Consider the following 12,740-nt stretch of genomic DNA (forward strand, 5'->3'; position numbering starts at 1 on the left):
ATAATTATTATCTTAAGTTTTTTATAATAATCATATATAATTTTGGAGATCTATATAAGCCAATTTAATTATTATAGTTAAGTTTTTAATCTATTTAATGATAAAGCAAAAGGAACTATTTGTTCATATGAACAAATAGTTCCTTTTAATAATTAATCTTACAGACTATCTAAAATCTATTTTATATATTATTTATTTTCTTACAAATCCCACTACTCCGTCTTGCAGTTTTATTTTATACCATCCTTCAGGTATATCTGCTAATATGTATGTTTCATCTAGACTATCTATGTTTCTTATTACTCTACTCTTTGTGCTTTTTCCTTCATAGACCTTAACATTTTTTACTGCATTATTTTCATTAATTCCTTGTTGTGTGTCTTGTGTATTGTTTTGATTATCGACTTTTCTTACAAAGCCTACCACTTCATCTTGAAGCTTTATTTTATACCATCCTTTAGGTATATCTGCTAATATCCTTACTTCATTTAAATTATTTATGTTTCTTATAACTTTACTTTTAGTACTTTTTCCTTCATAAACTTTAATAATTTCCGTTGCATTATTCTCATTAGTATCTTGTTGTTCTTGTTTTTCACTTTCTTGTTTTAAACTGCTTGTACTATTTTTAGGGTCTTTAGCCTCTTTATTGATGTCATTTGGACTGCATCCATATAATGCTAAAGATAACATAATTATAATTGTTAAAATTCTCATAAAAAACCTCTCCTTTATTAAAATTACTATAACTATAAAAACAACAATCCATCCTAGTTGTAAAGGATGGATTATCGTTAACTTATTTTTATTTTTTGCTCTTCATCGCATATAGTTACTTCGATTGTTTCCGTTAATATATCAGAATAACTGTAAGATACTCTCCTTATAGTGTCATATCCACCGTTAATTTTTACTACAAATATGCTTGGATATGCGTTCTCTATTACTCCTTCTTTCACTACTGTCTTTTTTCTGCCTTTGTTAGCTTTCAGTCTCACTTTACGTCCTACATAGTTTTCTACACTAGCTCTTATATCGGCTAATGAGTTTTTCTGTACCAACAAATCACCTTCTTTCAGTATGTGACATAATAATATTATCACATATTTTGTCAAGTGTCAATTGTAAAACTTTAATTTTACTACATCTACCAAGGTATTGTCAATTAAAACTTTTTAACAAAATAATAAGTCTTATTAACATTTAAACTATCACTTACAGTAGTTTAATATACCATTTGTAATAGCTCTTACAATGCTGTCTATATACTTATTATCTCTGAACTTTATCTCTTTTTCTGGGTTAGTTATATATTCAAGTTCTATTTGTATAGAACTAACATATACTTCTCTTAGAAGATACAAATCAGCTATTCTTATACCTCTATCTAATATGCCGGTATTTTGTGATAAGCTTGACATTATAGATTTGGCTAGATTTTCTCCATCTATGTCACTTCTAAAATGATATATTTCACATCCATGTATAGAAGGGTTCGAATAAGCATTCATATGAATACTCATGAAAAAAGAAGGTCTAATTTTATTTGCAAATTCAACTCTTTTCTTTAGAGAAATATATTCGTCATGGGTTCTTGTAAGCTCTACTACTGCACCTAGCTTTTCAAGTGATTTCTTAAGTTTTTTAGATATTTTCAATACAATATCTCTTTCTCTTAGCCCATTTATTCCTGTATAATCTCCGCTATTTTCTCCTCCATGTCCTGGATCTATTACTATTATCTTTCCATTAAGGGGTTTTTCTATGCATGGCTTTTCAAGTTTCTTTATTTCTACTCCTGTAAAGTAGTATTTTAGTATTTCTTCAGAGCTATAACCTTCTTTTGCCATTTTATTTGATCCGAACTGACAAAGTCCAAGTCCATCTCCTTTACCTATCGTATTAAATGTTATAACATTAGGTAAAAAGCTAATTCTAGTAGAATCAAGATCTAATAAGTCCATAATGTCTGTTCCTTTGAACTTTTTACCTGCTATTTCTACACTAATAATTCTACCATGTTCGTCTCTTTCGATATTTTCTATAAATCCTTTTATATCACTTTTTACAAAAGGACTAGGCTTTGGAAACTTTACATCAAGTTTTGCCTCCAAGTCTTCTATCCTTATTTCTTTATTTTTTTCCCAGTTAGGTGACTCTTCACATTTATCACATAAAACTCTTCTAAGATATATTACTTTATTCGATATTACATTTTCAGCATTCTCAGTAGATCCTCCACAAGTATCATGAAACCTAGGAGTTATAGGTCTACCATTAATAGTCATTATAAGGTCTTCTGTTTCTTTTACTGCTTTTGTTATCTTTTCCATGTTCTTTTCATATTCTTTTTTCCACATCATTTTCAGGTTGTCTTTATTTTCTATATTTATACAATGTCCATCATCACAAATATCACAATTTGAGTTCTTTGAACATCCCCTACCACCGTATCTCTTCATAGATTTAACAATTTGGGTTCTAGCTATTATAGCTTGAGCCTTTATAGCTTCTAACTCAAAGTCTATGTTAACTTGTGATGCAACTACCATTATAACTGCATCTTCCAATGACATCCTAACTACTTTTTCCTCTTTGATTGCAAATATATCTATATAAATTTGATTCGTTTCACTCATAACTCTCCCTCCCAATATATTTCTATAAATAGATTTTATCTATAACTAATAGTTCTAAGACTCTCTTTTACGTAAGATGCAGATAAGAACTTTATCTAAATAAAATTTCACTTTATCTAAAGATTATTCTGATAATAGTTTTTGCATAGTCACATCTTTGGATATAATTGTGTATATTATATCTTATGAACTTATAAGGTGCTTGGTGAATTTAAAATATTAATTCCAAAAAAGAAGGAAATTGGAATAAAAAATATAATCTTAATACTTAAGATTACTTACTGTTCTTAGTCATTTTTTGTTTCAAGGAATATAATTGCAAGGAGAGAGAGCTTTATGAAAGGAACTATAGTATCTACTTGGATAAAAACTTCTAGAAAACTTTACGGGGATTCTACGGTTGACGACGCTTTATCATCTGTAGGGTTTTCTGAAGATAAAGTATTTAAGCCAACTGAAGATGTGGACGATCAAGTTGTAAAAAAGCTAATAAATCATATATCTCAATCTGTGGGTAAATCTGAAGATAACATATGGAAAGATATCGGCATTGACAATATAGTTACCTTTTCTAAGGATTATCCTGCTTTTTTTAAGCAAAAAAATCTATATTCATTTTTAAAATCTATGTATGATGTTCACGTAGTTATAGCTAATAGAATCCCAGGAGCTAGACCTCCTCTTTTAAATTTAAATCCAATAGACAGCTACACTGCTGAAATGTCTTATGAATCTAAGAGAGGGATGTTCGCATATTTTCATGGTATGCTAGAAGGAACTGCAAAGTTCTTTGGTGAAGAAATAGAAATAGAAACCATAGATAAGACAGATAGCTCAACTAAAGTACACATAACTTTTTCTGAAGAAATACATCTTTATAAATCATATTGGTTTAATAAAATATTTTCATTAGGATTTATAAAAAGCATTGAAGCTAAATCTGCCATTGCAAGCTTATTATTTATTGGAATTCCGTCTTCTATAATTTATAGTCTTATAGGTAAAAGCGCCGGTATAGGTAGTGTCATGATACTAAGCATTGTAGCCCCATTTTTCATAACCAAGTTCTTGCTTTCACCTATGAAAAATATTTTTAATCAAATAAAAGATTTAAAAGATAGAAACTATTCTGAAAGTGTAGAGATATCAACCAATGACTCACTTGAAGATTTGAATAATTTGATAACTGAATACAAAAATACATTAAAAAGTGATTTTGTAGGATTCAAAGGTTTAACTGATGAACTAAGTACTTTCAGTGATAAGTTTGAAAATATATCAGTCAATATGGGAAATATATCAAAAGAAATTTCAGGAGTTGTTGAAGAAGTTGCCCAAGTAGCTGTAAGTCAGGCAGAAGAAACCGAAAGTTCTGCTTATGTTTTAAATAATAATATAACTACTTTAAATAAAATTGTTGAAAATGAAAATTCTAGTAAAGATGAGCTTGAAGATACTGTTGAAAAAATAAATAAGGATTATGAAGAACTTAAGTTAACTTCTACAAATCTTAAAAATATACTATTAGAGTTTTCTAGAGTTAAAGAAAATAGCCTACTTCTACAGGAAAGAGCTAGAGAAGTTAATAAAATAGTTGAGGCAGTTGAAAATATATCTGACCAAACTAATTTATTAGCACTAAATGCTGCTATAGAAGCCTCAAGAGCTGGAGAGTTTGGTAAAGGCTTTGCAGTAGTAGCAGAAGAAATAAGAAATTTAGCAGAAGAATCTAAAGATGCTGTTAAAAGCATTAATAATAACTTAGTCTCATTTATATCTGACATAGATTCAGTAGTTAATCAAGTTGAAAATCAGTACACTATTCTTGAAGATGAAAATACTAAGCTTTCTAGTGTAGCTGATAGTAATCATGCAACAGTTGAGTCTATCAGAAATGTTTCTAAATCTCTTATTAGCATGATAAATGAACTTACAGAGGAAACTGACTCTATAAATAAAGTTTCTCTAAGTATAGAATCTCTTGCTGCTATAGCGGAGGAAAACTCAGCTTCATCAGAAGAAGTTAGTTCAAGTGTAACTACTTATGCTCGAGAACTTGAAAAAATGATGGAAAATATATCAGAGTTTAAAAGAGTATCAGAAACCTTCCGTGGTGATCTAGGAAAATACACACTATAAATAAAAAGCTATCCCCAAAATATATTAAAAATATAATTTTAGAGATAGCTTTTTTTATATACTTATAACTTTTATATAATTTATTTCTGAATCTTCAGTTCCTTGTAAAAGAGTTTTTTGTCTTTTTAATATCTCTACATATTCTATCATTTTTTTTGTTATTCTTTCTCCTGGAGCTACTATAGGAATTCCTGGTGGATAAGCCATTATAAATTCTCCACTTATCTCACCTTCTGCTTCTTCTAAGCTTATTACTTTCTTTTCGCTATAAAAAGCATTTCTTGGAGATATCACAACCTCTGGATTTTCAAGTATTTGAGTTTTATCGTATACTATTTTACTTCCTCTGAATCTATCACTTACATCTCTTAGTGCATATATAAGCTTATTTATCGAGTCTTCATCATCTCCTATACTTATAATAGCTAAAATATTATATATATCTCCCATTTCTACTTGTATGTTATATTCATCTCTAAGCATATCATAAACTTCAAATCCTGTAAGACCAAGATCAGAAACATTTATACCTAGTTTTGTTTCATCAAAATCGAATACTCCTTTTTCTCCTATGAGTTCCTTTGAAAATGCATAGTAACCTATAATCTTATTTATCTCTTTTCTAGCATACCTGCTTAGTTTCAATGCTTTATCTAACAGTTCTTTTCCTTTCACTGCTAATACTTTTCTAGATACATCTAAACTAGACATTAAAAGATACGAGGCACTTGTAGTCTGAGTAAGTTCTATTGCTGTTCTCACGGAGTTTGGATTAATAAGTCCTTCGTTAAGTAATAGCAATGAGCTTTGTGTAAGTGCACCTCCTGTTTTATGTGAGCTTACAGCACACATGTCAGCGCCTAATGCTATTCCATCTTGTGGAAGTTCTTGATGAAAGTTAAAATGAGCTCCATGTGCTTCATCTACTAAAACAGCTATTTTATTTTTATGTGCTATTTTTACTATATTTTTAACATCTGAAACTACACCATAATAAGTTGGATTTATAATGAGTATTGCTTTTGCATCAGGATGTCTAATGATAGCTTTTTCAACACTTTCACATGAAATTCCCATTGCCATACCTAAAGTTTCGTTTATCTCAGGCTGTATATATACAGGTTCTGCTCCACTGAGTATAATTCCATTTACAACTGACTTATGTGCATTTCTAGGTAGTATTATTTTATCTCCTGGTTTACATACTGCCATAATCATGGCCTGTACAGCTGAAGTTGTTCCATTAACTAAGAAGAATGCATGATCTGCAGAATATGCATCTGCTGCTAACTCTTGTGCATTTTTTATAACACTTTTAGGATTATTTAGATTATCAAGAGGCTTCATAGAATTAACATCTACTTCTAATACTTTGGGACCTAAAAATTCTTTAAACTCTTGTAGACCTTTTCCGTGCTTATGGCCAGGCACATCAAAGGGAGTAACATTCCTCGCATGATACTCTTTTAAAGCATCAAATAAAGGAGTTTTATTTTGGTTTAACATCATAAAAAGCATCACTCCTTTTATTTCAAAAAACTAAGCACAATTGAAATTCATTCTATATTCTTGATTTTTAGTTGTCAAAGGTAATTTTAGTAAATATACACTTATTATATTTACTATTTATGTAATTTTCTTTAATTTACACGTTATTATATTTTTTTAATAAAAGTTAAAAATAAATATAATAAAAAAAGCTCTGTAAAAATTTACAAAGCTTTTAAAACATATTTTTCTTAGCCAATATGATTGCAGATAATCCTGATACGCCGATAGCTATACCTACAATTATAAAAAATCCGTTAGGATTATTGCTAAATGGTAGTCCTTTGACATTCATTCCATAAAGTGACGCTAGAATATTTGGTATTGTCATTACTATTGTTATAGATGTTAAAAATTTCATTACTATATTTAAATTATTTGAAATTACTGAAGCAAATGCATCCATTGTTCCACTTAATATATTACTATATATATTTGCCATTTCTATAGCCTGTTTATTCTCTATAATAACATCTTCTAGCAGGTCTTTATCTTCTGGATATCTTTTTATAACATCCATTCTCAATAACTTTTCCATTACTAGTTCATTTGCCTTAAGAGAAGTTGAAAAATATACCAAACTTTTTTCTAAAGCTAGTAATTGAATTAATTCTTTATTCTTAGTTGATTTGTGTAGTTGTTTTTCAATATTGCTACTCATCTTATCTATTTGCTTTAGATATAGTAAATATCTAGTAGCAACTCTAAATAATATTTGAAGTAAAAATCTTGTTTTCTTAAATGTGAAGAACGACTTAACCTTATTGTTTTGAAATTGTTGTAATATATAACTTTCTTTCAAACATGTTGTGACTATATGGTCGTCTAGTATCATTACCCCTAAGGGGATTGTATAATATACATATGATTCATTCTCTTCCTCAACTATAGGTATATCAACTAATATATACATTTCATTTTGTTCTATCTCAATCCTTGAACTTTCTTCATCATCTAGTGGAGCTTTAAGATAATCAATGTCAATATTTAATGATTTGCTAATATTTTGTAACTCCATTTCTGTTGGATTTGTAAGCATAACCCATGATCCTTTTTCAGGACTTTCTAATTCTTGTAACGTTCCTTCTACTGTTTTATATATATTTATCATTATACTCACTCCTTTCTGCCATTTAGAAACTACTTTTCTATATTCTATATGACAGTGGAGTCAGTCATTTCTAATGTCTCTCCTTAAATGACTATCTGGTCATTTAGTGTCGTGTATGATGGAAATAGAAAAGTAGTTATGTTGATTTTTAATATCATCCAAATCCTCAGACTAGGTCCTTCGTCCATTTCCACCACTCCCTTTTATAATTAAAATAGCAAAGACCTCTCACTATCAAGTGAAAGGTCTTAAATATGCATTAACCTAATACACCCTATTCTATATTATTCTATAGGAGTAAGTTTTGCAATAAATTTTACTTTTTTTAAAGTAAAACTTATATGGTAATTTTTACTTCAAGTATTTATCTAATACAGTTATTATCTCTTCTATCTTCTGTTCTCCTTCACCTTGAAGGATAGCATCTTTTACACAATTTTTTATATGTTGTTCTAACATGTTTAAATTTGCCTTTTTTAATAACCCGCTAACTGCTAGCATCTGTTTTGAAATATCTACACAATATCTATCTTCTTCAATCATCTTTATAATTCCATCTATTTGGCCCCTAGATGTTTTGAGTAAATTTAAAGCCTTTTTTCTACCCTCATTCATTATAATGCTCCAATCTAACTTATTATTCTATTTCAACTACATCAAAACCTATACTAGTTATAGCATCTGATAATGTTTTGTCATCTACTCCCTCAACTTCTACTACTGCTTTTTTATATTCTAAGCTAACTTCTACTTCCTTTACTCCACTTATTTTACTTAGCGCATCCTTAACTGATCCTACACAGTGATTGCAACTCATACCTTCTATTGATATTGTTTTTTTCATTTAAATTTTCCTCCTTAAATTTTCGTTATTTATAATAATTTTTTCTAAATCACTAGTTATTAATTATTTATAAATTTTAGGCTTTAAAATTTTTAAGTCTAAGTGAATTCGTTAAAACTGATACCGAACTGAATGCCATAGCCCCACCAGCTATCATAGGGTTTAAGAATCCTAATGCTGCTAATGGTATACCTGCTGTATTATAGGCAAATGCCCAAAATAGATTTTGTTTTATTGTTTTCATAGTTCTTCTACTTAACGCTATAGATTTTGGTATATCTTTTAAATCCCCTTTCATAAGGGTTATATCTGCTGCCTCTATAGCTACGTCTGTTCCTGTACCTATAGCAAATCCTATATCTGCTGATGCAAGAGCTGGAGCATCATTTATACCATCTCCAACCATCCCTACTTTTTTACCTTGTGCTTTTATTTTTTCTACTTCTTCTGCTTTATGTTCAGGAAGTACTTCTGATAATACATTCGTTATACCTACTTGACTTGCTATAGCCTTAGCTGTTCTTTCATTATCACCTGTGATCATATATATGTCTATTCCCATTTCTTTTAACTTATCAATTGCTTCTTTTGATGTTTCTTTAACTGTGTCTGCAACAGCTACTATACCTTGTGCCTTACCGTCTATTGCAAATAACATAGCCGTCTTACCTTCATCTTCTAGCCTTTCTAAATTACCAATTAATCCATCAATATCTATATTCTTATCTTTCATAAGTTTTCTATTACCTATATAAATATCTTTTCCATCTATTTTAGAGTAAACTCCATGTCCTGTAATGCTCTCAAACTTTTCAAGTTCTACTAGCTCCAATCCTTTTTCTTTAGCATACTTTACTATAGACTGACCAAGTGGATGCTCTGAGCTATTTTCGGTTGAAGCTATATATCTTAGTATACTATCTTCGTCTCCTTCTAGTAATATGAAGTCTGTAACTTCTGGCTGCCCTTTAGTAATAGTTCCTGTTTTATCTAATACTATTGTATCTAACTGATGGGCTTTTTCTAAATGCTCTCCACCTTTTATTAGTATACCATTTTCAGCGCCTTTTCCTGTTCCAACCATTATAGCTGTAGGAGTTGCAAGTCCTAAGGCACATGGGCATGCTATAACTAGTACTGCCACTGCACTTATTAAAGCTTGATTAAAGTCTTTAGTTATAAGATACCATAATACAAATGTTAGTAATGAAATACCTACTACAACAGGAACAAATATTCCTGATATTTTATCTGCAAGTCGTTGAACTGGAGCTTTGGATCCTTGAGCATCTTCAACTAGTTTTATAATTTGAGCTAATGCTGTATCTTTTCCTACTTTTGTAGCCTTAAACTTTATTGTACCATTTTTATTTATAGTAGCTCCAATAACTTCGTCCCCACTGCTTTTATCAACAGGTATACTTTCTCCTGTTAGCATAGACTCATCAACTGATGAGTTTCCTTCTAAAACTACACCATCTACAGGTATTTTTTCTCCAGGTCTTACTACTACAACATCTTCTACTAAAACATCTTCTATAGGAATATCTTCTTCTTTTCCATTTCTTATAACTCTAGCTGTTTTAGCTTGTAGATTCATTAGTTTCTTTATAGCTTCAGATGTTCTTCCTTTAGCAATCATTTCTAGGAATTTTCCTAATAGAATTAACGTTATAATTACTGCTGAAGATTCAAAGTAATAATGATCTATTCCTATTATAAGATTATATATACTATAAAAGTAAGCTGCCGATGTACCCATAGCAATTAGTACATCCATATTAGCTCCGCCACCCTTTAGTGAGTGATAGGCTCCCTTATAAAATCTATAACCTACAATAAATTGAACTGGTGTAGCTAATGCAAGTTGGAAATAACCATTTAGTAATATATTAGATAAAGTATTGTGGACTCCTGCCATGTGGAAAAACATAGCTGAAAAAACAGGTACAGTAAGAATAGTTGATATTATTAAAAGACGTTTTAGTTTTTTTAGTTCTTTTTCTCTAGACTCTTTTTCCTTATCTACACTGATAGTTTCTTCTATAGCACCATATCCTGCCTTTTTAATAGCAGATATAATGTCTTTAACAGAAACTTCTTGTGACAAGTACTCTATAGTTCCCTTAGCAGTTGCTAAGTTTATATTAACTTTTTGTACTCCTTTAGTTTTTAATAATACTTTTTCTATTCTGCTAGCACACGCAGAACATGTCATTCCTTCTATATTTAAAGTAGTTTTTTCTAGGGGTACTTTAAATCCTGCTTTTTCTATGGATTTTATCAAATGTTCTACATTAACTTCTTTATCATCGTATTCTACTGTAGCTTTCTTAGCTATTAAATTAACATTTGCTTCATGTACTCCCTCAGTTTTTGATAATACTTTTTCTATTCTACTAGCACATGCAGCGCATGTCATTCCTTCTACATCGATATTAACTTTTTGAACTGACATACTACCTCCTCCTTATTTTTTAAATACCCCCTCCCCCCCATGGGGTGTATGTAAATTATATCATGGCTATTTTTATTTTTCAACAAAAAAATAAGAAAAAAGCAGGGAAAATATTATTCATAAAGACTCTCAAGCTTTTCTAAGTCTTGTATAATTATCTTTTTATTCCCTACTAGTTTTAGTATACCCTCTTCCTGCATGCTATTCAGTTTTCTACTAATAGTTTCTCTTGTTACCCCAATATAATTTGCTATATCTTCCCTACTTAATGGTAAGTCAAGTTCCACATTATTTCCTTTAGGAACACCAAAGTCCTTTATGAAGTTTAATAACAACCCTGATACTCTAGATTCTATGTCCTTTGTACTTAAGCTTTGTATGAGAGTCTCTAGCTTAGATATTCTTTCATATACTACTTGTAGAACTTTGAGTGCCATATCTGGATTTTTTCTAAGTACATCATCAAAATCATCTTTAGTTAACTGACACATATTAACATCTTCTAAAGCCTCTGCATTAAACTTAAATTCCCCTTTCTTTAATAAGCTTAGATCACCTACAAATTCTCCTTCTGACAATATATAAAGTATTTGCTCTTTTCCCTCTTTTGTATACTTGAATATTTTTACTTTTCCCTTGTTAATAAGATATAATTTGTCTGATATGTCTCCTTCGAAAAATATCATTTGTCCTTTTTTATATATTTTTCTATCTATTTTATCTGTTACTTCTTTTAATTGAGGCTCTTCTAATACAGAAAATATAGATACTTTACTCGCACAGTATCTACCTTTACACTTTTTACATGCCTCTTCATTAAATTCTAAATTTTGAAGATTGTTCATATCATCTCTCCCTTTATATAATTCGTGATAATAATCACATAGTTAAGTGATTTATTCGATTTGATTTTTTCTAAAAAAATTATACTTTATTTTTATAGTATATATAATCTAAATTAAGTTTGAAATTGTAAAATAATTTAACAATTTTGAGAAACAATAAATTTATAAATACTTAAACTTCATTTAACAAATAAACATACTAATAATATGTGAAATATTAGTAATAATATTATAACATAGGGAGGTTGTAAAATAATATGAGTAGATTTTTAGCTCCAATTCATAAATGGCTATTTAACAAAATAAAGTTACATGAGGAACTTGAAAAAGAGATAGTTGAAGGCTTTAGATCTCAGTACGGAAATGAAATAGATTCTATAGAGAGAGACAATATTAAAAAATATGGAGATAGACTTCCAGATAGTCCTCTTGAGGAAATAATAGATACAGATAATATTCATGGATGGCTACAAGATAAAATCAGTATAGCTGAAACTAGACAAGCAAGTATTTTAGCATATCTATTTAAACAATATAAAGATAATGGTATATTGTTAGCAAAATCCATTTACGAAAATAATGCTATAAAGCATGGTAAACTGGCTAGAGAAGGACTAGGAGACACTAGTGCAGAAGATATATATAAGATAATAAATAATTATGTATTAGATGGAATGCCTTGTGATAATGCAAATAGCATAACTAAAGCTGAAGGAGATCTCTTAGAATATAAACAAGACCATTGTTTACACATAAAATATTGGAATGAATCAAAAGTTGATCCAAAGTTAATGTATGATTTAAGATCTACATGGATAGGAACTTTTGTAAATACTTTAAACCCTGATTTTAAATACCAAGTAAGTGTAGAAAAAATTGATGGAGATAGAGAAGGATTCCTTCATAGAATATATAAAAAGTAGCAAACTAATCTTTTTTTAATATAATATTATGTTAAATAACTCTATTAATACTTGATTAAACCAAACAAATGTTTTATAATATAGAAAGGAACATTCGTTTGGTTTTTTCTGTTTGAATTTGATCAATTTAGACAACCTGCTCGACTAAAATATAAGAAAATATAAAATTAAAAGTATTCGCCTTGCAAAAAAATTAGGATCTTATATAGCCTAATATAAAAAAGTGCGAATAT

Annotated in this window: 11 protein-coding genes; 2 read left to right on the forward strand and 9 right to left on the reverse strand. The window is 29.4% G+C overall.

The features are described from left to right. Positions 1 to 192: 192 nt before the first annotated feature. The 3 genes from CLPU_RS03060 to spoIID form a co-directional block, all read right to left on the reverse strand. Positions 193 to 717 (reverse strand): SH3 domain-containing protein, encoded by a 525-nt coding sequence (locus CLPU_RS03060; protein WP_050354169.1) that lies wholly within the window; start codon positions 715 to 717, stop codon positions 193 to 195. 77 nt (positions 718 to 794) lie between these two features. Then, positions 795 to 1,061: a Veg family protein gene (locus CLPU_RS03065; protein ID WP_050354170.1), complete on the reverse strand. Its 267-nt coding sequence runs from the start codon at positions 1,059 to 1,061 to the stop codon at positions 795 to 797. 150 nt (positions 1,062 to 1,211) lie between these two features. Further along, positions 1,212 to 2,639, reverse strand: coding sequence for a stage II sporulation protein D (spoIID, locus tag CLPU_RS03070; protein WP_050354171.1), 1,428 nt, complete (start codon positions 2,637 to 2,639; stop codon positions 1,212 to 1,214). Positions 2,640 to 2,975: 336 nt separating this feature from the next. Here spoIID and CLPU_RS03075 point away from each other — a divergent pair, with 336 nt between their 5' ends. Further along, complete coding sequence (locus CLPU_RS03075; RefSeq protein WP_050354172.1) at positions 2,976 to 4,778, forward strand: heme NO-binding domain-containing protein; 1,803 nt, start codon at positions 2,976 to 2,978, stop codon at positions 4,776 to 4,778. A gap of 54 nt (positions 4,779 to 4,832) precedes the next feature. On the opposite strand, the gene CLPU_RS03080 is transcribed toward CLPU_RS03075, so the two are convergent. From CLPU_RS03080 to CLPU_RS03105, 6 genes are all read right to left on the reverse strand, one after another. Next, positions 4,833 to 6,287 (reverse strand): aminotransferase class I/II-fold pyridoxal phosphate-dependent enzyme, encoded by a 1,455-nt coding sequence (locus CLPU_RS03080; RefSeq protein ID WP_082154042.1) that lies wholly within the window; start codon positions 6,285 to 6,287, stop codon positions 4,833 to 4,835. 214 nt (positions 6,288 to 6,501) lie between these two features. Beyond that, entirely contained in the window at positions 6,502 to 7,437 is a 936-nt protein-coding gene (locus CLPU_RS03085; protein ID WP_050354174.1) for a magnesium transporter CorA family protein, read from the reverse strand. A 351-nt stretch (positions 7,438 to 7,788) separates the two neighbouring features. Then, positions 7,789 to 8,052 carry a metal-sensing transcriptional repressor gene (locus CLPU_RS03090; RefSeq protein WP_050354175.1) on the reverse strand — a complete coding sequence of 88 codons (264 nt, stop codon included), beginning with the start codon at positions 8,050 to 8,052 and terminating at the stop codon, positions 7,789 to 7,791. A gap of 22 nt (positions 8,053 to 8,074) precedes the next feature. Further along, positions 8,075 to 8,281, reverse strand: a complete 207-nt coding sequence (locus tag CLPU_RS03095; RefSeq protein ID WP_050354176.1) for a heavy-metal-associated domain-containing protein — start codon at positions 8,279 to 8,281, stop codon at positions 8,075 to 8,077. A 76-nt stretch (positions 8,282 to 8,357) separates the two neighbouring features. Next, the gene (locus tag CLPU_RS03100; protein ID WP_050354177.1) at positions 8,358 to 10,739 is read right to left on the reverse strand and encodes a heavy metal translocating P-type ATPase; all 2,382 of its coding nucleotides are present in this window, start codon (positions 10,737 to 10,739) and stop codon (positions 8,358 to 8,360) included. Between the two features lie 113 nt (positions 10,740 to 10,852). Then, positions 10,853 to 11,584 carry a Crp/Fnr family transcriptional regulator gene (locus tag CLPU_RS03105; RefSeq protein WP_050354178.1) on the reverse strand — a complete coding sequence of 244 codons (732 nt, stop codon included), beginning with the start codon at positions 11,582 to 11,584 and terminating at the stop codon, positions 10,853 to 10,855. Positions 11,585 to 11,841: 257 nt separating this feature from the next. Between CLPU_RS03105 and CLPU_RS03110 the strand changes: the two genes are divergently transcribed. Next, entirely contained in the window at positions 11,842 to 12,507 is a 666-nt protein-coding gene (locus CLPU_RS03110; protein WP_050354179.1) for a hypothetical protein, read from the forward strand. Positions 12,508 to 12,740: the final 233 nt, after the last annotated feature.

This window comes from Gottschalkia purinilytica, from assembly GCF_001190785.1.
GTDB classification, from domain to species: Bacteria; Bacillota; Clostridia; order Tissierellales; family Gottschalkiaceae; genus Gottschalkia_A; species Gottschalkia_A purinilytica.